We start from the raw sequence: 22172 nt of genomic DNA on the forward strand, positions 1-22172 counted from the left end.
GGCGCCGGTCCCCCAGTCCAGAGCGGGAGACGGCAAGATGATGCCCTATCTTCTTTCGGCCGGTGCCGGCATCCTGGTCGGCGTGATCTATGCGCTGCTCGGGGTCCGTTCCCCGGCGCCGCCGACCATCGCCCTGATCGGTCTGCTCGGCATGCTGGTGGGCGAACAGGTGGTGCCGGTCGTCAAGCGGCTGGTGGCCGGCGAGCCGGTGCTCGCCTTCATCCAGACCGACTGCGCCCGCCATGTTCTGGGGCCGCATGCCGCTGCCGAGCCGCCCGAGCCGCCTACGCCCGCCAAGGCCGAGACCACGGGCGGGGAAAAGGCGTGAAGCCGGTCACCCGCCGGAAGGCCATGGCGGGAAGCGCCGCCGCCTCGCTGCTCGCCGCACCGCTGCTGTCCACCCTCGCATCCAGATCCGGGAATGCCGCCATGCCGAACACCGCGCCCACAGGTGACCTGATCCTCGTCAATGCCAAGGTCACCACGCTCGATCGCGCCAACCCGCAGGCCAGCGCCATCGCCATCCGCGACGGCCGCTTCCTCGCCGTCGGCACGGAGGCGGAGGTGCGCGCCGCGGCACCCCAGGCGACGGTGATCGACGCCAAGGGCCGCCGCGTGATCCCCGGGCTGATCGACAGCCACATGCACATCATCCGCGGCGGCCTGAACTACAACATGGAGCTGCGCTGGGACGGCGTGCCGAGCCTCGCCGACGCCATGTCGATGCTGAAGCGGCAGGCCGCCATCACCCCGGCCCCGCAATGGGTGCGCGTGGTCGGCGGCTTCACCGAGCACCAGTTCGCCGAAAAGCGCCTGCCGACCATCGAGGAGCTGAACGCCGCCGCCCCCGACACGCCGGTCTTCATCCTGCATCTCTACGACCGCGCCCTGCTGAACGCCGCGGCCCTGCGCGCCGTCGGCTACACCAAGGACACCCAGAATCCGCCCGGCGGCGAGATCGTGCGCGACGCCGCCGGCAACCCGACCGGCCTGCTGCTGGCCCAGCCCAACGCGACGATCCTCTATTCGACGCTGGCCAAGGGTCCGAAGCTGCCGCCCGAGTACCAGCTGAACTCCACCCGCCATTTCATGCGCGAGATGAACCGGCTGGGCGTGACCGGGGTGATCGACGCCGGCGGCGGCTTCCAGAACTATCCCGACGATTACGCCATCATCGAAAAACTGCATGCCGACGGCGAGCTGACCCTGCGCATCAGCTACAACCTGTTCACCCAGAAGCCGAAGGAGGAGCTGTCCGACTTCGCCGGCTGGGCGTCGAAGGTCAAGCCCGGCGATGGCGACGACAGCTATCGCCACAACGGCGCCGGCGAGATGCTGGTCTATTCCGCCGCCGATTTCGAGGATTTCCGCGTCGCCCGCCCCGACATGCCGCCGAACATGGAAGGCGATCTGGAGCCGGTGATCCGCCTGCTGGCCGAGAACCGCTGGCCCTGGCGCCTGCACGCCACCTACGACCAGACCATCAGCCGCGCGCTCGACGTGTTCGAGAAGGTCAACCGCGACATCCCCTTCGACGGGCTGCACTGGTTCTTCGACCATGCCGAGACGATCAGCGACCGCAACATCGACCGCATCGCCGCGCTCGGCGGCGGCATCGCCGTCCAGCACCGCATGGCCTACCAGGGCGAATATTTCGTCGAGCGCTACGGCACCAAGGCGGCCGAACGCACCCCGCCGATCGCCAAGATGATGGCGGCCGGCCTGCCGGTCGGCGCCGGCACCGACGCCACCCGCGTGGCCAGCTACAACCCGTGGGTCTCGCTGTCCTGGCTGGTGACCGGCAAGACGGTGGGCGGGCTCGGCCTCTATCCCCAGGCCAACCTGATGGACCGCGAAACCGCTCTGCGCCTGTGGACGGAGGCCAACACCTGGTTCTCCAACGAGCAGGGCAAGAAGGGCCAGATCAAGGCCGGGCAGCTGGCCGACCTCGCCGTGCTGTCCGACGACTTCTTCTCGGTGTCGGAGGACCGCATCGCCCATCTGAACTCGGTGCTGACCGTCCTCGGTGGCGCCGTCGTGCACGGCGAGGGCGATTTCGGCCCGCTGGCCCCGCAACTGCCCAAGCCGATGCCGGACTGGTCGCCGGTGCGGACCTTCGGCGGCTATTACAAGTCGGCCGACAGCGCCTCGGGCGACCAGCGCCAGGCGCTCGCCTCGGCCTGCGGCTGCGCCACCGGCTGCGGCGTCCACGGCCACGACCACGCCGCCGCCTATGCCACCGATGTCCCGGCCGCCGACGTGCAATCCTTCTGGGGCGCACTCGGCTGCGGCTGCTGGGCGGTGTAACCCCCTCTCCCCTAAAGCGGATCCCCTCTCCCCCCCGGGGAGAGGGTTAGGGTGAGGGGGTCGCGCGGCGGCCCTTACCCGAAAATCCTCCCTGTGCATCCCCCTCACCCCGACCCTCTCCCCGGGGGGGAGAGGGAGAATCCCGCGATTCCCCAACCCGGAACACCCCCATGACCCTCCGCTCCTTCGAACGCCCGGCAGAGCGCATCGTCGACCGCATCCTCGACTGGGACGGCACATGGCTGCTGGCCCGGCTGGCGCTGGTGGGGGCCTATCTGCTCGGCGGTCTGGTGAAGCTGACCGACTGGCCGGGCGCCGTCGCCGAACAGGCGCATTTCGGCCTCACCCCGCCGGCGCTCTGGGCGGCGCTGACCATTGCGGTCGAACTGGTCGGCCCGCTGCTGATCCTGATGGACCGCGCGCTCTGGCTCGGTGCGGGCGCGCTCGGCGTCTTCACCGTTCTGGCCGCCCTGATCGCCAATGATTTCTGGACGATGGCGGGACAGGAGCGCTTCATGGCGACCAATGCCTTCTTCGAGCATATCGGCCTTGTCGGCGGCTTCGTCCTGGCGGCGATCATCTCGCGGATGCGCCGCCGCCTTGGCCCGAACGACTGATCCCGAACCACTGATAGAGGGGAAGCACCATGGCCCCGCCTTCTCCTCCGGTCGCCGCCCCGCTGCCCTGGCTGCTGATGCTGCTGTCGGTGACGACCGGTCTGGTGGATGCCACCAGCGTGCTCGGCCTCGACAAGGTGTTCACCGCCAACATGACCGGCAACATCGTCTTTCTCGGCTTCGCCGCCGCCGGCACGCCGGGATTCGACGTCGCCCCCTATCTGACGGCGATCAGCGCCTTCCTGGTCGGCGCGCTGGTCGCCGGCCGCACCGGCAAGGCCCATGCCGGCCGGCCGCTGCGCCGCTGGCTGCTGAAGGCCGCCGCCATCGAGGCCGGACTGCTGTGGCTGGCCGCCCTGCTGGCATGGCTGCGCCAGACCGGCGAGGCGTCACCGGCCAGCTTCTACGGCATCATCCTGCTGACCGCGCTGGCGATGGGCTTCCGCAACGCGACGATCCGCCAGTTGAAGGTGCCCGATCTGACCACCACGGTGCTGACCCTGACGCTGACCGGACTGGCGGCCGATTCCCGACTGGCCGGCGGATCCGACACCAACTGGATCCGCCGCATCGGCAGCGTCGTCGCCATCTTCGTCGGTGCCGCCATCGGTGCCGCGCTGGTCGCGCACAGCGGCCTCGCCGCGCCGCTGCTGCTGGCCGGCGCGCTGGGTCTGGTCGGCACCGCCGCCTGCGCCCTGCATCCCGCCGCCGCCGCCCCGGCCACCGCCTGATCCCCTTGCCCCTTCCGAAACAGAACGGCAGCCCCCCAGAATGTCGCCATCCGGTCAGTTCGAACTCGTCCTTGGCCTGATGGCGGCGATCATCGTGCTGGAGCTTGCGGCCAAGCGCCTGCGCATGCCGCCGTCGGCCGTTCTGGTGCTGGGCGGCATCGCGCTCGCCCTGATCCCCGGACTGCCGGAGATCACGCCCGATCCCGACCTGACCCTGCTGCTGTTCCTGCCGCCGCTGCTGTTCGCCAGCGCCTATTTCACGGTGTGGAGCGACTTCCGCGCCAACCTGCGCATCATCCTGCAACTGGCGGTCGGCGCCGTCGCCTTCACCACGCTGGCGATCGGGGTGGCCGCCCATCTGGTGATGCCGTCGCTGCCGTGGGCGGCCTGCTTCACGCTCGGCGCCATCCTGTCGCCGCCCGACGCGGTGGCGGCCAAGGCGGCGCTGAAGGGCCTGCCGCTGCCGCCCCGCATCGTCACCCTGTTGGAAGGCGAGAGCCTGGTGAACGACGCCACCGGGCTGGTGCTGTTCCGCATCGCCATCGCCGCCGGGATGACCGGCACCTTCGACGCGGCCGACGCCTCGCTGGAATTCCTGTGGCTGGCCATCGGCGGGGTGGCGGCCGGCGTTGTCTTCGGCCACATCGCGGCATTGTTGCTCGGCCGTCTGCGCGACGTGCCGCTCGGCATCGTCGGCGGCTTCCTCGCCGCCTGGGGCAGCTATCTGGGCGGCGAGGCGCTGCATGTGTCGGGCGTGCTCGCCACCGTCGGCTGCGGGCTGGTGATGGGCCGGCGCCAGCACGATCTGTTCACCGCCCAGCTGCGCACCCACGCCAACGCGGTGTGGGCGGTGGCGGTCTTCCTGATGGAATCGATGGTCTTCATCATCATCGGCCTGTCGCTGCGCGGCGTGCTGGGCCGGCTGGCGGAGGCCGGGACCGGCCTGTTCGACCTGCTGCCGATGATCGTCGCCGTGGCGCTGGCGATGATCCTGTCGCGCTTCGCCTGGCTCTTTCCCTCGACCTACCTGCCGCGCTTCCTGTTCCCGAGCCTGCGCCGCCGTGATCCCTATCCGTCGGCGGCGGTGCCGGCGATCATGGGCTGGGCGGCGATCCGCGGCGTGGTCAGCCTCGCCGTCGCCCTGTCGGTCCCGGCGGAGTTCCCCGGCCGCGACATCATCCTGGCGACGACCTGGGCGGTGATCCTGCTGTCGATCCTGGGGCAGGCGACCACGCTGGCCCCGCTGATCCGCATGATGCGGCTGGGCGGCTTCACCCTGGAACGCCGGCCGACCCTGTCGGAATCGGAAACCCGCATCCGCATGGCCCGTGCGGCGCTGGAGGCGGTGCGCAATCGCTCCGGCACGCCGGACGGCCGCCAGCGCCACCCCCGCCTTCTCGAACAATACGGCCACCGCGCCACCATGGCCGAGCGGTTCCACGAGAGCGAAGGCATGCTGACGGAGGACCGCCGCGAGCATTTCGCTGCCGTCCTGGCCGCCAACCGCGCCGCCCGCGCCGAGATCCTGGGCCTGCACCGCGGCGGCCGCATCCACGACACCGTGCTTCACCGCCTGGAAGCGGAGCTGGACCTGGAGGAACTCAGCGCCGAGCAGGCGCTGGCGGAGGGGGAAGGATAAGTCCCTCTCCCGCCCCGGGAGAGGGAAGGGGCCCATGCGCAGCATGGGAAGGGTGAGGGGTGACGCAAAGCTCAGAAATCCATGTCCGGATTGCCCCTCACCCTCCCCACTTCGTGGGTCCCCTCCCTCTCCCGGGGCGGGAGAGGGCAATCATTACGCCGCCTCCCCCACCGGTGCCGGCTTCGCCGCACGCAGGATCATGCCGAACAGGTCCCGCGGCTCGTCCGGGTCGGCCAGCATGTCCAGATTCTCGTAGAAGCCGGTGCCCGCCACCTTGTCGCGGATATAGCGCAGGGCGGAGAAATCCTCCGTCGCGAAGCCGACGGAATCGAACAGCGTGATCTGCCGCGCGTCGCGCCGGCCGACGGCCTGACCGGTCATCACCATCCACAGCTCCGTCACCGGATGGTCGGGGGCCAGCTGCTGGATCTCGCCCTCGATCCGCGTCTGCGGCGGATATTCGACGAAGATGTCCGAGCGCAGCAGGATGTCGCGGTGCAGTTCCGTCTTGCCGGGGCAATCGCCGCCGACCGCGTTGATGTGCACGCCCGCCCCGACCATGTTGTCGGTCAGGATGGTGGCATACTGCTTGTCGGCGGTGACGGTTGTGATGATCTGCGCGCCCTCCACCGCCTCTTCGGTCGATTTGCAGGCGGTGATCTCGAAGCCCTGGTCGCGCAGGTTGCGCACGCATTTCTGCGTCGCCACCGGGTCGATGTCGTAGAGCCGCAGCTTGGCTATGCCCAGCAGCGCCTTGAAGGCCAGCGCCTGGAACTCCGCCTGGGCGCCGTTGCCGATGATCGCCATGCAGGAGGCATCCTTCGGCGCCAGATGTTTGGCAGCCACCGCGGACGTCGCGGCGGTGCGCAGCGCCGTCAGGATGGTCATCTCCGTCATCAGCACCGGATAGCCGTTGCCGACATCGGCCAGCACGCCGAAGGCGGTGACGGTCTGGCGGCCTTCCCGCATGTTCTTCGGATGGCCGTTCACATATTTGAAGCCATAGGTGCGGCCGTCGCTGGTCGGCATCAGCTCGATCACGCCCTCCGCGCTGTGCGAGGCCACCCGCGGCGTCTTGTCGAAGCTCTCCCAGCGGCGGAAATCCTCCTCCACATAAGCGGACAGCTCGGTCAGGAAGCGCTCCACGCCGATGTGCAGCACCAGCTTCATCATATGATCGACGCTGACGAAGGGAACGAGGTTCAGGTTCGGGATCATGGTCGGGCGCTCCAGTCGATCAAAAGCTGCGGGTGGGATAATCGAGGACGCGGCGCCCCATCAGGCTGGCCAGCAGTTCCACCATCAGGGTCGCAGTCCGGCCGCGCTCGTCCAGGAAGGGGTTCAGCTCCACCAGATCGACGCTGCTGACAAGGCCGGTGTCGTGCAGCATCTCCATGACCAGATGCGCCTCGCGGAAGGTAGCGCCGCCGGGAACCGTGGTGCCGACGCCGGGAGCGATGCCGGGATCGAGGAAATCGACGTCCAGGCTGACATGCAGCAGCCCGTCCGCCTCCACCACCCGCTGCAGGAACGGACGCAGCAGGGCGACGATGCCGTGCTCGTCGATCTTGCGCATGTCGTGCACGGTGATGCCCGATGTCTCCAGCGCCCGGCGTTCGGCCGGATCGACGCTGCGGATGCCCATCATGCAGACATTGTGCGGGTCGAGCCGCGCCGGCGGCGGCGGGAAATAGCCGTCGAAGCCGGCCAGCCCGGTGGCATAGGCCATCGGCACGCCATGCAGGTTGCCGCTCTCCGTCGTCTCCAGCGTGTGGAAATCCGGATGCGCGTCCAGCCACAGCACGAACAGCGGACGCCGCATCTCGGCGGCGCGCTGCGCCAGCCCGGTCAGGGTGCCGGCGGCAAGGCTGTGGTCGCCGCCCATGAAGATCGGCATCGCGTCCTGCCCGGCGCTCGCCTCGTAGGCGATCTGGGTCAGCGCGGCGGTCCAGCCCGCCACTTCGGGAAGGAACTTCAGCGCCGCGTTGCCATGCGCCATCGGCCGCTGCGGAAGGGGCGCCACATTGCCGAGATCGGTCACGCTGTGGCCGAGGTCCGCCAGCGCCCGCGCGATCCCCGCGGTGCGGAAGGCGCTGGGCCCCATTTCGCAGCCCAGCCGCCCCGCTCCGTCCTGCACCGGCACGCCGACCAGCCGGCACTGCTTCGTCTTTGTCTTCTGGTAGGACATTGTTTGGTCTCTTGCCTGTTCCTCCCACCAGCAAACCACAGGATTCCGGCGGAACGGACAGGGCAATTTGACAAAACTCTCCATCCAGCCTACCAAACTGGACAGCCAAGCTTGCCATAATGTCGAAAGGCCGCGACCATGACGCTTGACCAGCTCGACGAGAAGCTCATCACCCTGCTGCGCCACGACGGCCGCCGCAGCATTTCCGACCTCGCCATCGAACTCGGCGTCTCGCGGGCGACGGTGCGCTCGCGGATGGAGCGGCTGGAAAGCTCCGGCATCATCACCGGCTACACCGTGATCCTGCGCGCCGACACGGTGGAGGCGCCGGTGCGCGGCATCATGCTGATCGAGGTGGAGGGGCAGGCGACCGACCGTGTGGTGCGGACGCTCAGCGGCTTCCCCGAGATCATGGAGATCCACAGCACAAACGGACGCTGGGATCTGATCGTCGAGCTGTCGGCGGCCAGCCTGCCGGAATTCGACGGGGTTCTGCGCCGAATCCGGCTCATTCCCGGCATCACCACCAGCGAGACGAACCTGCTGCTGAACACCCCGCGCAGCACCCGCGCCCGGCTGTAGGCCGCCCCCGACTTTCCAATGCCGACTTGCCATTTCGCGCAGCCCGAGCTTTCAATCTGGCAAGTTGCCCCGAGTCTTCCGTCAATTTTTCATCTATCGGCTGCCGCCTGCTTCGCTGATGCTCCGTGTCCCCAACGATAACGGGACGCCGCATGGACCAGCATCGTATCGCCAGCGTCGGCCAGGACGGGCCGGCGCACCGCCACCCTCCCACCAACCCCGCCGCCACAATCGCCGTGCAGGCGGACGGCATCCACAAGCGGTTCGGATCGCTGGAGGTGCTGAAGGGCGTGTCGCTGACCGCCCGTGAAGGCGACGTCATCACGCTGATCGGCTCGTCAGGCTCGGGCAAGAGCACGCTTCTGCGCTGCATCAACATGCTGGAGGTCCCCGACGAGGGGTCCGTCACCATCTGCGGCGAGACCATCGCCATGAAGACGGCGCGCGGCGGGCGGGCCATGCCGGCCGACGCCCGGCAGGTCGACCGCATCCGCACCAGCCTGGGCATGGTGTTCCAGAACTTCAATCTCTGGACCCACATGACCATCCTGGAAAACGTGATCGAGGCGCCGGTGCACGTGCTTGGCGTGCCGAAGGCCGACGCCGTCGACCTCGCGAGAAGCCTGCTCGACAAGGTCGGCATCCTGGGCAAGGCCGACTGCTATCCGGTCCAGCTCTCCGGCGGTCAGCAGCAACGCGCCGCCATCGCCCGCGCGCTCGCCATGCAGCCGAAGGTGATGCTGTTCGACGAGCCGACCTCCGCCCTCGACCCCGAACTGGTCGGCGAGGTCCTGCGCGTCATCCGCCAGCTGGCCGACGAAGGGCGCACCATGATCCTGGTGACGCACGAGATGGACTTCGCCCGCGAGGTCTCCTCCAAGGTCGTCTTCCTCCACCAGGGCCGCATCGAGGAGGAAGGGGCGCCCGACACGGTGCTGACCAATCCCGACTCCGACCGCGTGCGGCAGTTCCTGTCCCGCCATCTCGCCGCCTGACGCGGTCCTGCGTCCTTAGGAACAATCGACAAAGGGAACGCCGATGCTGGACTTCATAACCCAGGGCCTGCACGGCTGGGGGCCGCAGCTGCTGTCCGGGACGGCGATGACCGTCGCGGTGGCGCTGTCCTCCTTCCTGCTCGGCCTCGCCTTCGGGGCCGCCGGCGCCGCCGCCAAGCTCAGCGACAGCATCCTGCTGAAGGGTCTGGCGGAGCTTTACACCACGGCCGTGCGCGGCGTGCCGGAACTGCTGGTGATCTACCTGCTGTTCTTCGGCGGTTCGGGCATGATCATGGCGGTGGCCGGCATCTTCGGCTACAGCGGCTATGTCGAGCTGAACGCCTTTTCCATCGGCGTCGCCGCCGTCGGCCTGATCTCCGGCGCCTATTCGACCGAGGTGATCCGCGGCGCCGTCAAATCGGTGCCCTACGGCCAGATCGAGGCGGCGCGGGCCTGCGGCATGGGGCGCTGGCGCATCCTGCGCCGGGTGCTGGTGCCGCAGACCTTGCGCTTCGCCCTGCCCGGCCTCGGCAATGTCTGGCAGCTGACGCTGAAGGATACCGCGCTCATCTCGGTCACCGCCCTCGCCGAGATCATGCGCGTCGCGCACATCGCCGCCGGCTCCACCCGGCAATCCTTCCTGTTCTACAGCGTCGCCGCCCTGCTGTATCTCGCCCTGACCACCGTCTCGACGGCGGCGTTCCAGCGGGCCGAGCGCTACGCCAGCCGCGGCGTGCGGAGGGCTTGACGATGAACTGGACTCTGATGTGGGACAGCCTGCCCCGCCTGCTCGCGGCCCTGCCCCTGACCCTTGAGCTGGTTGCGCTGGCGCTCGCCTTCGGTGCGGTGCTGGCCTTCGCCACCGCGCTTCTGCGCCTGTCCGGCAACCGCGTCGCGGTGGCGCTGACCTCCGCCTACACCTTCGTCTTCCGCGGCACGCCGCTGCTGGTGCAGATCTTCCTGATCTATTACGGCCTCAGCCAGATCGATTTCATCCGCGACAGCGTCCTCTGGCCCGTCCTCAGCCAGCCGATGTGGTGCGCCATCCTGGCGCTGGCGCTCAACACCGGCGCCTACACGTCCGAGATCCTGCGCGGCGCCATCGAAACCGTGCCGCAGGGACAGGTGGAGGCGGCACGGGCCTGCGGCATGTCGCGGATGCGGGTGTTCCGCCGCATCGTCCTGCCGGTGGCGATCCGCCAGATGCTGCCGGCCTATGGCAACGAGGTGATTTTGATGGTCAAGGCCAGCTCGCTCGCCAGCACCATCACGATGATGGAGATCACCGGCGTCGCCCGCCGCATGATCGCCCAGACCTTCGCGGTCTTCGAGATCTTCATCGTCGCCGGCATCCTCTATTTGCTGATCAACTTCATCGCCACCCGCCTGATCCGCCACGCCGAATGGCGCATGACCCCCTATCTGCGCGCACGGGCTTAAGGCGCGGCAATTCATGCTATCCTGCCGTCCCTCGACTGCAGCAGCCACCGGACGACATGACCACCGCCGTCAGCGACCAGGATCGCCTTATCCCCACCCCCGCCGGCCGCCTCTATGTGAAGGACTGGACCCCGGACACGGAGACCGCCGGCACCCTCCCGCCGATCCTGTTGCTCCACGATTCGCTTGGCTGCGTCGATCTGTGGCGCAGCTTCCCGGCCAGCCTTGCCGCAGCGACGGCGCGGCGGGTCGTCGCCTATGACCGGCTCGGCTTCGGGCGTTCCGATCCCCACCCCGGCACCCTGCCCCGCGATTTCGTCGCGGCGGAGGCGCGGGAGGTCATTCCCCTGCTGCTCGACCATCTCGGCATCGGCGATTTCGTCGCCTGCGGCCACAGCGTCGGCGGCGGCATGGCGGTGGAGACGGCGGCGCGCTTCCCCGCCCGCTGCCGGGCGCTGGTGACCATCGCCGCGCAGGCCTTCGTCGAGGAACGGACACTCGACGGCATCCGCGTGGCCAAACAAGGCTTCCAGGAACCGGCGCAGCTCGCCCGGCTGGCCAGATACCAAGGCGACAAGGCGCGCTGGGCGGTCGACGCCTGGACCGAGACCTGGCTGTCCCCCGCCTTCGCCGACTGGACGCTGGACAGGACGCTGTCGCAGGTCCGCTGCCCGGTGCTGGCCCTGCATGGCGACCGCGACGAATACGGGTCGGCCGAGCACCCGACCCGCATCGCCGCCGGACGCGGAACCGTCCGCCTCCTGCCCGACACCGGCCACGTCCCCCACCGCGAATGCGAGGACGAGGTGGTCGAAGCGATCCGGGCCTTCCTTTCGGAAACCTGACGCGGCCCCACCGGCGCTGCCTATCCGGCCGGGCCGGCACCCGCGACCCGGTCGCGCTCTGCCCGCAAGGCGGCGAGCTTCGATTCCAGCTTGCCGATCTTCCGGTCGAGCTTGCGCAGCCGCTTGCGCGGCGCCTTTCCCTCGGTGGGGTCGGCCTGGACAGCTTGCCGGCCCCCTTGGGCAATCCTGTCGTTGATCGCCGCCTTGGCCGCGTCGCTCAGCCGCTTCCATCCCTTCACCTCCGCCTTGGTGCGATGGCAGCCCAGGCAGGCACCGTCGCCACCGAACCGGCAGAGGCCGATGCAGGGGTTGTCCGTCGCCCTGCCCAACCTGTCCTTCGATTTTCCGCTCATCTGTCCTGTCGCATGGTCGTCTCCAGTCGCAGACAAGGTGCGTCGCAAATCCGGCGCGGCAATGGCGGCTGACCATGCACCGAATCCATACAATCTATAAGATCAACGCCAAGTCGGCCGATTGTATGGAGAAATCAGGCTATCAATGCCCTGGATATGATGCGTCAAACCGACGCATGACGGATTTTCCAACACAAAACTCCGTACAATGCTCTTGAGCAATCCGTACGATTGATCCATACAAGCTGCATCGCCGGAGGGCCGCCGCTCCATGCGCCTGACAGGCGCGGGCTGGCGGCCGGACGGTTTCTTCGTGCCAGGTGATCCATGCCCAGCGATGCGCCCATCGTCACCCGCCGCCCGGACCATGCGACCGTTCCCCCGGAGCAGGCCCCGGCCCCAGGTCCGGCCTATGCCCCCCACCGCAAGATCCATCCCAAGGCGGTGCGCGGGCGATACCGGCGCGTGAAGACGCTGTTGGGCGCGGTCCTGCTGGCGCTGTTCGCCGTCATCCCGTGGTTGCGCTGGGAGCGCGGGCCGGGCCTGCCCGATCAGGCGGTCCTGTTCGACCTGGGCAGCCAGCGCTTCTACATCTTCGCCCTGCAACTCTGGCCGCAGCATGTCTACTACATCACCGGTGTGATGATTCTGGCCGCCATCGGCCTGTTCCTGGCGACCGCGCTCGGCGGCCGGGTCTGGTGCGGCTTCACCTGTCCGCAGACGGTGTGGACCGACCTGTTCGTCTGGGTGGAGCGGCGGGTGGAGGGCGATCGCGGCGACCGCATCCGCCTCGACCGGCACCCCTGGACCGCCGGCTGGCTGGCGAAGAAGACGGTCAAGCACACGGCGTGGCTGGCGGTCTCGCTGGTCACCGGCTTCCTCGGCATCGCCTATCTCACCGACGCGCCGACGCTGGCGGTCGACATGCTGCGCTTCGACGCCTCGGCGCTCGCCGCCGGCTCCGTCCTGTTCATCGCCGCCTGCACCTATGCGATGGCGGGCTTCATGCGCGAACAGATGTGCTTCTATGTCTGCCCCTGGCCGCGCATCCAGGCCGCCATGCTGGACGAGGACAGTCTGGTCGTCACCTATCAGGAGTGGCGCGGCGAGGGACGGGCGCCCTTGCGCAAGAGCGAGGGCTGGGACGCCCGCACCCACCAGGGCCATGGCGACTGCATCGACTGCGGGCAATGCGTCCAGGTCTGCCCGACCGGCATCGACATCCGCGACGGCATCCAGATGGAATGCATCGGCTGCGGCCTGTGCGTCGACGCCTGCAACGACGTGATGGCGCGCATCGACCGGCCCGGCGACCTGATCCGCTTCGATACCTTGACCGCCCAGGCGGCAAAGGCCGTCGCGGTTCCACCGCCCCGTTACCGCCTGATCCGGCCGCGCACCATCGTCTATGGACTGATGCTGGTCGTGGTCGGCGGGGTGATGACGATTGCTCTGGCGATGAGGTCCAGCAACGACATCTCCATTCTGCGCGACCGGGCGCCGTTGTTCGTCACGCTCAACGACGGCCGCATCCAGAACGCCTACACCATCAAGATCGCCAACATGTCGCTGGTGGAACGCCATTACCGCATCGCCCTGTCCGGACTGCCGCAGGCGAGCGTCAGCCTGTCCGGCGACGGCACCGAGGCCGGCGAACTGTCGCTGTCCGCCCGCGCCAATGCGGTGGAGACCTACCGCATCCAGGTCCGCGTGCCGCAGGCGAGCTTGACCGGCTCCTCCACCCCCGTGACCGTCACCCTGACCCCCGACACCGGCGACGGCCAGCCGGTCCGGCACGACAGCGTCTTCCTGGCGCCGTGACCGGATCGAATCGCCCTGGGGAATTTCCCTCTCCCCAGAGCTATGGCGTTTACACATCTCAGCATCATGTACGTCAATGAAATGAAACTGCTTTCTCGGCCGTCATTCCCGCGAAGGCGGGAATCCAGACTTTGCAAGCACTTGCATAGGAAACTCTGGATCCCCGCCTTCGCGGGGATGACGGGAAGTTTCTTTCATTCCAAAGGTTTAGTAATGACTGAAAATGTTTGCATGCCGTAGCGACTGGGGGAGAGAGGATGACACCCGCATCCGAACGCGCATATGCTACAGACAGCGCCGCAGCATGCAGGCAAGGGAACGGCCAGGAAATCCATGCAATCCGATAACGCAGGGCAAGCCGAAGCGTCAGACACCGGCATCTGGCAACCCGACCTGACCAACCGCGCGCGGCCGGTCTATCTCGCCATCGCCGACGCTCTTGCCGACGACATCGCCGGCGGGCGTCTCGCGGCGGGGCAGCGGCTGCCGCCACAGCGCGTGCTGGCCGACCGTTTGGGGGTCGATCTGACCACCGTCAGCCGCGCCTACAGCGAGGCCCGCCGCCGTGGGCTGCTCGACGCCCGTGTCGGCCAGGGCACCTTCGTCAGCGCACCCAATGCGCCATCGGAAGGCGCCGCCCCCGCCCCGCCCTTGCGTGCGGCCACCGCCCCGGCCGCGGTCATCGACATGACCATGAACCAGCCGCCGCTGCCCGACTCGCCGGAGCTTCTGGACCGCGTGCGGCGGGGGCTGGCCCAGGCGATGCTGCGCCTCGACCCGCAAGCGCTGCTGCGCTATCCGGAGGCCGAGGCCGGTTTCCGCGCCGGGGAGGACGACCGTGCCGCCGGCGCGCGCTGGCTCGGCCGGCGCCTGCCCGGCCTTGAGGATAGCGGCCGGATCGTCGTCTGCCCCGGCACGCAGAGCGCCCTGCTGGCCCTGCTCTGCATGCTCACCCGCCCAGGCGACACCGTGTGCACGGAGGCGCTGACCTATCCCGGTTTCAAGGCCATCGCGCGGCAGCTCGGGCTGCGGGTGGTCGGGGTGGCGATGGACGGCGACGGCCTCGACCCCGACGCCCTGCGCGCGGCGGTGGAGGCCCATGCCCCGAAGGCGCTCTATTGCACCCCCACCCTGCACAACCCGACGACGGCGACCCTGCCGACCGAGCGGCGGGCCGCCATCGCCGCCATCGCCCGCACCCACAACATCCCGATCATCGAGGACGACATCTACGGCGTGCTGCCGCAGGACGCCCCGCCGCCGATCGCCGCGCTGGCCCCTGACGTGACCTTCCATGTCGTCGGCCTTGCCAAATGCGTGGCGCCCGGCCTGCGCGTCACCTATGTCGCCGCCCCCGACGCCCGTCAGGCGATGCGGCTCGCCGCCGCCCAGCGCGCCACCATCCTCGGCACGCCGCCGATCCCCGCCGCCGTCGCCACCCAGTGGATCGCCGACGGCACCGCCGACGCGCTGCTGACCGCCATCCGCGCCGAGGCCGAGGCCCGCCAGCGCATCGCCCGCGACCTGCTTGCCCCCGAATCGGTCACCGCCCACGGGCAAGGCTTCCATCTGTGGCTGAACCTGCCGCCAAGCTGGACGCGCGGGGAGTTCGCCGCCCATCTGCGCAATGCGGGCATCGCCGCCGCCGTCAGCGACGTCTTCCTCACCGCCGGCCCGGCGCCGGAGGCCCTGCGCATCTGCCTCGGCGCCCCGGTGAGCCGCGCCGATTGCCGCCGCATGCTGGAAACCCTCGCCGACGCCCTCGACCAGAGCCCCGCGCTCGCTGGCATCGTGATCTGATCCGTCAGATCAGATCACGCGCCATGCCCGACCGTACCAACAGGTCGGTGTCGGGCGAGAAGCGCGCCTTCAGCGGCAGCATCGCCGCCCCCAGCACGCGGGCCATCGGGCCGATGGAGCCCGCCAGAACCGGCGCGGCCTTCAGCCCCGACCGGTTGAAGCGCTCCACCGCCGCCGCCAGCCGTTGTGTGAAGCGGTCACGCCAGGACGGCGGCAGGAAGCCGTCGACCACCACCTCCTGAAAATCGATGACGCTGAGGGCCGACACGACGGCGCGCGACAGCTCGGCGCAGGCGGTTTCGGCCCAGGCGTCGAAGATGGCATCCGCCCGCTCGCCGCTGCCGTCGGCCAGGGCGGCGGACAGCGCCGCCGACGGATCGATGCCGCCGGCCGCCAGCTCCCGCTCCAGCAGGAAAATCGAGGCGGCGTGGATCAGTTGCCCCGGCGCCTCCCCCCGGCCGTTCGATCCGGTGGGCCCGGTCGGCCCAGTCGGCATGGACCCGATAGCCCCGGCATTGCCCTGCTCGCCGCGATACAACCGCCCGTCGATCACCACCCCGCCGCCGATGAAGGTGCCGAGATAGATGTAGAGCGCGCTGCGGCTGGAGATGGCATGGCCGGCGATCATCTCCGCCGCGCAGGCCGCCGCCGCGTCGTTGTAGCGCGTCACCGGCAGCCCGGTCTCCCGCGCGAAGGCGCCGCCGATGTCGGCATCGCGCCAGCCGTCCAGCGCACCCGGCGCCAAGCCCAGTTCCGCCGACCACGCATGGATCTCGTCCGGCATGGCGACGCCCAGCCCGACCACCCGCGACCGCGCCGCCGGCGACAGATGCCCCAGCAGCCCGACGGCCTGGGCGATGGCGGTCGAGATCGTCGGTTCCGGCAGCGGCGCGTCGTAACGCACCCGGCTCGCCCCCATCTCCTCGCCCAGCAGGTTGATCAGGATCGCCTCGACGCTGCGCCGGCCGATCTTCACCCCCAGCGAATAGGCCCCCTCCGGGTTCGGTGCGATGGGGGTGGAGGGTTGGCCGACCTGCCCGCGCACCTTGTCCAGCTTGACCAGCAGCCCATCCTCCAGCAGCCGGTTGACGATCACCGACGCCGCCTGCCCGCTCAGCCCGGTCTCCCGCGCGACTTCCGCCTTGGACAGCATGCCGGCCTGCAACAGCGCATGCATGACCAGCCGCTCGTTGTAGGCGCGCAGCCCGGTGGTATCGCCGCCCCGCATGCTCCCGCCGCCTCCTGCCTCGGATGTTGCCAACAATCCGTATAACAACCGATCATAACAAAATCAAAGTGATTTACTTAATGCCGCTCCCGAGCCATCGGAACGACACTGCCGGCCCCGCTCCAGGCCTCAATCACCGTAGCAAGCCGCGCCCGACCGGCGCAAGCGCAGTACCAAAAACGGCTTACTCCCTGCTTTGTCCCGGCCCGTCGCGAACAGCGTCGGCGCCATACGTCACCGAATATTAAAATCAATGTGATTTATCTATTGCGCCCCTCCGCCGCCTGCGCCATAGTGTTCGTGTGCCCTACAAACCGAATGCCGTGGACGCATCCGGAGGTCGGGCGACCAGTCGCAGAGGCCGGCGGAGCAAAGCCAAGGCGCGGCCGGACAGGACATTGGGGAGGAAAACTGGAATGAAGCGTGCGCTATCCTTGATCGGCGCGGCGGTCGCCGCGTTTCTCGGCAGCTCGGCACAGGCGGAAACGCTGTCCATCGCCACGGTGAACAACGGCGACATGATCCGCATGCAGAAGCTGGCGGATCATTTCACCAAGGCCCATCCCGACATCACGCTGAACTGGGTGACGCTGGAAGAGAACGTGCTGCGCCAGCGCATCACCACCGACATCGCCACCAAGGGCGGCCAGTACGACGTCCTGACCATCGGCACCTACGAGGTTCCGATCTGGACCAAGCAGAAGTGGCTGAAGCCGCTCGACAAGCTCGGCGCCAACTATGACGTCGAGGATCTGCTGCCCTCGATCCGCAGCGGCCTGACCACCGACGGCACGCTCTACGCCGCGCCCTTCTACGGCGAAAGCTCGATGGTCATGTACCGCAAGGACCTGTTCGAGAAGGCCGGACTGACCATGCCGGAGGCGCCGACCTGGAGCTTCATCGCCGACGCCGCGCGCAAGCTGACCGACAAGCAGAACGAAGTCTACGGCATCTGCCTGCGCGGCAAGGCCGGCTGGGGCGAGAACATGGCCTTCCTCAGCGCCATGGCGAACTCCTTCGGCGCCCGCTGGTTCGACATGAACTGGAAGCCGCAGTTCAACACCGAACCGTGGAAGCAGACGCTGACGACCTATCTCGGCGTGATGAAGGACGCCGGCCCGCCGGGCGCCTCCTCCAACGGCTTCAACGAGAATCTGGCGCTGTTCCAGACCGGCAAATGCGCGATGTGGATCGACGCCACCGTCGCCGCCTCCTTCGTCTCCAACCCGGCGCAGAGCAAGGTGGCGGACAAGGTCGGCTATGCGCTGGCCCCCGACACCGGTCTCGGCAAGCGGTCCAACTGGCTGTGGGCCTGGAGCCTCGCGGTTCCCGCCAGCAGCAAGAAGGGCGACGCCGCGCAGGCCTTCATCTCCTGGGCGACCTCCAAGGAGTATCTCGATCTCGTCGCCAAGGAAGAGGGCTGGGCCAACGTGCCGCCCGGCACCCGCAGCTCGCTCTACGCCAACCCCGAATACCGCAAGGCCGCCCCCTTCGCCGACCTGACGCTGAAGTCGATCCAGGCCGCCGATCCGCAGCACCCGACGGTGCAGGAAGTCCCCTACACCGGCGTGCAGTTCGTCGCCATTCCCGAATTCCAGGGCATCGGCACGGCGGTGGGCCAGGCCTTCTCCGCGGCACTCGCCGGCCAGATGAGCGCCGACCAGGCCCTGCAGAGCGCGCAGGCCCTGACCACCCGCGAGATGACCAAGGCCGGCTACATCAAGTAAGCGGAAGTCATCGTCCCTGTACCGGATGAGTGCATGATCCTCTGTCAGCCGTCATTCCCGCGAAGGCGGGAATCCAGCCGGTTCGACCGCTGAACCGCGGAGTCCCCTGGATCCCCGCCTTCGCGGGGATGACGGCCGAAGAATACGCCTCCCGCAACGTCGTTCCCCAAGGGTCGAGCCATGGCCACCGCCCATTCGCGTGCAGCCGCGCGCCTGACGATGTCTCCGGCCGTCGTCCTGCTGCTCGGCTGGATGCTGATCCCGCTCGCGATGACGCTCTACTTCTCCTTCCTGCGCTACAACCTGCTGATGCCGGGGCAGGAGGAGTGGATCGGCTTCCTGAACTACCGGTATTTCCTGACCGATCCGGCCTTCTTCGCCGCACTCGGCAACACGCTGGCCCTGGTCGGCGGGGTGCTGGTGCTGACCATCGCCGGCGGCATCGGGCTGGCCCTGCTGCTCGACCGGCCCTTCTGGGGGCGGGGGATCGTCCGCCTGCTGATCATCGCCCCCTTCTTCGTCATGCCCACCGTTTCGGCGCTGGTGTGGAAGAACATGCTGATGAACCCGGTGAACGGCCTGTTCGCCGCCATCGCCAAGGGGCTGGGCCTCCAGCCCTTCGACTTCCTGGCCGAGGCGCCGCTGTCCTCGATCATCCTGATCGTGACGTGGCAGTGGCTGCCCTTCGCCACGCTGATCCTGCTGACCGCCCTGCAATCGCTCGACAGCGAAAGGCTTGAAGCGGCGGAGATGGATGGCGCCGGCGCGGTGGACCGCTTCATCCACGTCATCCTGCCCCATCTGGCGCGGGCGATGACGGTGGTGACGCTGATCCAGACCATCTTCCTGCTGTCGGTCTTCGCCGAGATCCTGGTGACGACCAACGGCGGGCCGGGCACCGCCACCACCAACATCACCTATCTCGTCTATGCCCAGTCGCTGCTGCAGTTCGATGTCGGCGGCGGCTCCGCGGGCGGCATCGTCGCCGTCGTCCTCGCCAACATCGTCGCCGTCTTCCTGATGAGGATGATCGGCCGCAACCTGGACATCTAACCATGGCGCGCGCCGCAACCAACCGCCAGAAGCTGGTCGTGACCCTGGTCGCCTGGACCATCGGGATCGTGATCTTCTTCCCCATCCTGTGGACCGCGCTGACCAGCTTCAAGACCGAAGCCGAGGCCATCGCCAGCCCACCCTCCTTCCTCGCCTTCCACTGGACGCTGGAGAATTACACGGAGGTGCAGCAGCGCTCCGACTATTTCCTCCATTTCTGGAACTCGGTGGTCATCTCGGTCGGCTCGACGCTGATCGGCCTGATGGTCGCGGTTCCCGCCGCGTGGTCGATGGCCTTCGTACCCGGCAAGCGCACCCGCGACGTGCTGATGTGGATGCTGTCGACCAAGATGCTGCCGCCGGTCGGCGTCCTGATCCCGATCTACCTGCTGTTCCGCGATTTCGGGCTTCTCGACACCCGCGTCGGTCTGGTCATCGTGCTGACGCTGATCAACCTGCCGATCATCGTCTGGATGCTGTTCACCTATTTCCGTGAAATTCCGGGCGAGATCCTGGAGGCGGCGCGGATGGACGGCGCGGGCCTGCGCGACGAGATCCTGTTCGTCCTGCTGCCGATGGCGGTGCCCGGCATCGCCTCCACCCTGCTGCTGAACGTCATCCTGGCGTGGAACGAGGCCTTCTGGACGCTGAACCTGTCCGCCTCGCAATCGGCGCCGCTGACCGCCTTCATCGCCAGCTACTCCAGCCCGGAAGGGCTGTTCTACGCGAAACTGTCGGCCGCCTCGACCATGGCGGTCGCGCCGATCCTGGTTCTCGGCTGGTTCAGCCAGAAGCAGCTGGTGCGCGGCCTGACCTTCGGCGCCGTGAAGTAGGGGGACCCCGCTATGGGACAGATCACGCTCGACCGCGTCACCAAGAGTTTCGGCGACATCGCCGTCATCCCGCCGCTGGACCTCACCATCGGCAATGGCGAGTTCGTGGTGTTCGTCGGCCCGTCCGGCTGCGGCAAGTCCACGCTGCTGCGCCTGATCGCGGGGCTGGAGGACGTGTCGTCCGGCTCCATCCGCATCGACGGCAAGGACGCCACCGCGCTGCCGCCCGCCCAGCGCGGGTTGGCGATGGTGTTCCAGTCCTACGCGCTCTATCCGCACATGACCGTGCGCAACAACATCGCCTTCCCGCTGAAGATGGCCCGGCTGGACAAGGCCGCCATCGACCGCAAGGTGGAGGCGGCGGCGAATGTGCTGAACCTCACCAGCTATCTCGACCGCCGCCCCGGCCAGCTCTCCGGCGGCCAGCGCCAGCGCGTCGCCATCGGCCGCGCCATCGTCCGCGAGCCGACCGCCTTCCTGTTCGACGAGCCGCTGTCGAACCTCGACGCCGCGCTCCGCGTCAACATGCGGCTGGAAATCTCCGAGCTGCACGCCAGCCTCGGCACCACCATGATCTATGTGACCCACGATCAGGTGGAGGCCATGACCATGGCCGACAAGATCGTGGTGCTGAACGCCGGCCGGATCGAGCAGGTGGGCTCCCCCATCGACCTCTACAGCCGCCCGCGCAACCGCTTCGTCGCCGGCTTCATCGGCTCTCCCCGCATGAACTTCATCGAGGGGGAGGCGGCGCGCGGCGACGGCGCCGACTGCATCGGCATCCGTCCCGAACATCTGGCGCTGTCGACCGAATCCGGCCGCTGGTCCGGCACCGTCACCGTGTCCGAACATCTGGGCTCCGACACCTTCGTCTATGTGCAGGTGGACGGCATCGGCACGATGGTGGCGCGGGCCGGCGGAGAGTTCCCCGTCCGTCACGGCGACCGCGTCTGGCTGACGCCGCAGTCCGAAAAGCTCCACCGCTTCGACGCCCAGGGCAACGCCCTGTCCTCTGCGGCGCCGGGCGTCAAAGTGGCATGAAAGGTCCTGACCCTATGAAAGGTGGCCCCATGAAACGTCTCGACGGCAAATCGGCCATCATCACCGGCGCCGCGCGCGGCATCGGCCGCGCCTTCGCCGCCGCCTATGTCGCTGAGGGCGCGACGGTCGCCATCGCCGACATCAACCTCGCCGCGGCGGAGCAGGCGGCGGCGGAGATCGGCCCCGGCGCCTACGCCGTGGCGCTCGACGTGACCGACCAGTCCTCCATCGACGCCGCCGTCGCCGCGGTGGTGGAGCGGGCCGGCGGCATCGACATCCTGATCAACAACGCCGCCCTGTTCGACCTCGCCCCCATCGTCGAGATCACGCGGGAGAGCTATGACCGCCTGTTCTCGATCAACGTCGCCGGCACGCTTTTCACGCTGCAGGCGGTGGCGAAGCGGATGATCGCGCAGGGCCGCGGCGGCAAGATCATTAACATGGCCTCCCAGGCCGGACGGCGCGGCGAAGCACTGGTCGGCGTCTATTGCGCCACCAAGGCGGCGGTCATCAGCCTGACCCAGTCGGCCGGCCTGAACCTCATCAAGCACGGCATCAACGTCAACGCCATCGCCCCCGGCGTGGTCGACGGCGAGCATTGGGACGGCGTCGACGCCCTGTTCGCCCGCCACGAGGGTCTCCAGCCCGGCGAGAAGAAGCGCATGGTCGGCGAAGCGGTTCCCTTCGGCCGCATGGGCCGTGCCGAGGATCTGACCGGCATGGCGATCTTCCTGGCCAGCGCCGAGGCCGACTACATCGTCGCCCAGACCTACAACGTCGACGGCGGCAACTGGATGAGTTGAGAATTACCCTCTCCCGCCCCGGGATCCCCTCTCCCTCGAAGGGATCCCCTCTCCCCCCCGGGGAGAGGGTTAGGGTGAGGGGGACGCACAGCGAGGCTTTTGTCGATTGGCAGCGCTTCGCACCCCACCGAATCCACGCCAAGCATCCCCCTCACCCCGACCCTCTCCC

21 protein-coding genes are annotated in these 22172 nt (G+C 68.3%); 17 read left to right on the forward strand and 4 right to left on the reverse strand.

The features are described 5' to 3' along the window. Positions 1 to 37: 37 nt before the first annotated feature. The 5 genes from FZ029_RS06415 (at position 38) to FZ029_RS06440 (ending at position 5294) form a co-directional block, all read left to right on the forward strand. Entirely contained in the window at positions 38 to 328 is a 291-nt protein-coding gene (locus tag FZ029_RS06415) for a XapX domain-containing protein (protein ID WP_149268477.1), read from the forward strand. Continuing rightward, a complete protein-coding gene (locus FZ029_RS06420; protein WP_247892165.1) occupies positions 325 to 2307 on the forward strand; it encodes an amidohydrolase in 1983 nt (660 codons plus the stop codon). The genes FZ029_RS06415 and FZ029_RS06420 overlap by 4 nt, the downstream gene beginning before the upstream one ends. A 170-nt stretch (positions 2308 to 2477) precedes the next feature. Continuing rightward, complete coding sequence (locus FZ029_RS06430) at positions 2478 to 2924, forward strand: DoxX family protein (protein WP_149268478.1); 447 nt, start codon at positions 2478 to 2480, stop codon at positions 2922 to 2924. 29 nt (positions 2925 to 2953) lie between these two features. Then, positions 2954 to 3655 carry a YoaK family protein gene (locus tag FZ029_RS06435; RefSeq protein ID WP_149268479.1) on the forward strand — a complete coding sequence of 234 codons (702 nt, stop codon included), beginning with the start codon at positions 2954 to 2956 and terminating at the stop codon, positions 3653 to 3655. A 40-nt stretch (positions 3656 to 3695) separates the two neighbouring features. After that, positions 3696 to 5294 carry a Na+/H+ antiporter gene (locus tag FZ029_RS06440; RefSeq protein ID WP_149268480.1) on the forward strand — a complete coding sequence of 533 codons (1599 nt, stop codon included), beginning with the start codon at positions 3696 to 3698 and terminating at the stop codon, positions 5292 to 5294. Positions 5295 to 5447: 153 nt separating this feature from the next. Here FZ029_RS06440 and FZ029_RS06445 read toward each other — a convergent pair whose 3' ends face one another. Together FZ029_RS06445 and rocF are read right to left on the reverse strand one after the other, a co-directional pair. Beyond that, positions 5448 to 6512, reverse strand: a complete 1065-nt coding sequence (locus FZ029_RS06445) for an ornithine cyclodeaminase (protein ID WP_149268481.1) — start codon at positions 6510 to 6512, stop codon at positions 5448 to 5450. Between the two features lie 19 nt (positions 6513 to 6531). Continuing rightward, positions 6532 to 7482 (reverse strand): arginase, encoded by a 951-nt coding sequence (gene rocF / locus FZ029_RS06450; RefSeq protein ID WP_149268482.1) that lies wholly within the window; start codon positions 7480 to 7482, stop codon positions 6532 to 6534. Between the two features lie 138 nt (positions 7483 to 7620). On the opposite strand from rocF, the gene FZ029_RS06455 reads away from it, so the two are divergent. The 5 genes from FZ029_RS06455 to FZ029_RS06475 all read left to right on the forward strand — a co-directional run bounded on the left by FZ029_RS06455 (position 7621) and on the right by FZ029_RS06475 (position 11344). Further along, positions 7621 to 8064 carry an Lrp/AsnC family transcriptional regulator gene (locus tag FZ029_RS06455; protein WP_109075869.1) on the forward strand — a complete coding sequence of 148 codons (444 nt, stop codon included), beginning with the start codon at positions 7621 to 7623 and terminating at the stop codon, positions 8062 to 8064. Positions 8065 to 8216: 152 nt separating this feature from the next. Beyond that, complete coding sequence (locus tag FZ029_RS06460; protein ID WP_149268483.1) at positions 8217 to 9059, forward strand: ATP-binding cassette domain-containing protein; 843 nt, start codon at positions 8217 to 8219, stop codon at positions 9057 to 9059. A 43-nt stretch (positions 9060 to 9102) separates the two neighbouring features. Next, a complete protein-coding gene (locus tag FZ029_RS06465; RefSeq protein ID WP_149268484.1) occupies positions 9103 to 9807 on the forward strand; it encodes an ABC transporter permease subunit in 705 nt (234 codons plus the stop codon). A 2-nt stretch (positions 9808 to 9809) separates the two neighbouring features. Continuing rightward, the gene (locus FZ029_RS06470; protein ID WP_149268485.1) at positions 9810 to 10499 is read left to right on the forward strand and encodes an ABC transporter permease; all 690 of its coding nucleotides are present in this window, start codon (positions 9810 to 9812) and stop codon (positions 10497 to 10499) included. Positions 10500 to 10555: 56 nt separating this feature from the next. Further along, positions 10556 to 11344 carry an alpha/beta hydrolase gene (locus FZ029_RS06475; protein WP_149268486.1) on the forward strand — a complete coding sequence of 263 codons (789 nt, stop codon included), beginning with the start codon at positions 10556 to 10558 and terminating at the stop codon, positions 11342 to 11344. A gap of 20 nt (positions 11345 to 11364) precedes the next feature. Here FZ029_RS06475 and FZ029_RS06480 read toward each other — a convergent pair whose 3' ends face one another. Then, positions 11365 to 11697: a DUF1289 domain-containing protein gene (locus FZ029_RS06480; protein WP_211104101.1), complete on the reverse strand. Its 333-nt coding sequence runs from the start codon at positions 11695 to 11697 to the stop codon at positions 11365 to 11367. A 327-nt stretch (positions 11698 to 12024) separates the two neighbouring features. Between FZ029_RS06480 and ccoG the strand changes: the two genes are divergently transcribed. Together ccoG and FZ029_RS06490 are read left to right on the forward strand one after the other, a co-directional pair. Next, positions 12025 to 13518, forward strand: coding sequence for a cytochrome c oxidase accessory protein CcoG (gene ccoG, locus FZ029_RS06485; protein WP_149268487.1), 1494 nt, complete (start codon positions 12025 to 12027; stop codon positions 13516 to 13518). Positions 13519 to 13851: 333 nt separating this feature from the next. After that, positions 13852 to 15318: a PLP-dependent aminotransferase family protein gene (locus tag FZ029_RS06490; RefSeq protein ID WP_149268488.1), complete on the forward strand. Its 1467-nt coding sequence runs from the start codon at positions 13852 to 13854 to the stop codon at positions 15316 to 15318. 4 nt (positions 15319 to 15322) lie between these two features. Here FZ029_RS06490 and FZ029_RS06495 read toward each other — a convergent pair whose 3' ends face one another. Next, entirely contained in the window at positions 15323 to 16546 is a 1224-nt protein-coding gene (locus FZ029_RS06495) for an ROK family transcriptional regulator (protein ID WP_149268489.1), read from the reverse strand. A 416-nt stretch (positions 16547 to 16962) separates the two neighbouring features. On the opposite strand from FZ029_RS06495, the gene FZ029_RS06500 reads away from it, so the two are divergent. The 5 genes from FZ029_RS06500 to FZ029_RS06520 all read left to right on the forward strand — a co-directional run bounded on the left by FZ029_RS06500 (position 16963) and on the right by FZ029_RS06520 (position 22003). Next, complete coding sequence (locus tag FZ029_RS06500; RefSeq protein ID WP_149268490.1) at positions 16963 to 18273, forward strand: sugar ABC transporter substrate-binding protein; 1311 nt, start codon at positions 16963 to 16965, stop codon at positions 18271 to 18273. Between the two features lie 180 nt (positions 18274 to 18453). Continuing rightward, a complete protein-coding gene (locus tag FZ029_RS06505) occupies positions 18454 to 19326 on the forward strand; it encodes a sugar ABC transporter permease (RefSeq protein ID WP_149268491.1) in 873 nt (290 codons plus the stop codon). 2 nt (positions 19327 to 19328) lie between these two features. After that, complete coding sequence (locus tag FZ029_RS06510) at positions 19329 to 20159, forward strand: carbohydrate ABC transporter permease (protein ID WP_149268492.1); 831 nt, start codon at positions 19329 to 19331, stop codon at positions 20157 to 20159. 12 nt (positions 20160 to 20171) lie between these two features. Continuing rightward, positions 20172 to 21200: an ABC transporter ATP-binding protein gene (locus tag FZ029_RS06515; protein ID WP_149268493.1), complete on the forward strand. Its 1029-nt coding sequence runs from the start codon at positions 20172 to 20174 to the stop codon at positions 21198 to 21200. A gap of 29 nt (positions 21201 to 21229) precedes the next feature. Continuing rightward, positions 21230 to 22003 (forward strand): L-iditol 2-dehydrogenase, encoded by a 774-nt coding sequence (locus FZ029_RS06520; protein WP_149268494.1) that lies wholly within the window; start codon positions 21230 to 21232, stop codon positions 22001 to 22003. The last annotated feature ends 169 nt before the right edge of the window (positions 22004 to 22172 follow it).

This window comes from Azospirillum sp. Sh1, assembly GCF_008365135.1.
GTDB lineage: Bacteria > Pseudomonadota > Alphaproteobacteria > Azospirillales > Azospirillaceae > Azospirillum > Azospirillum oryzae.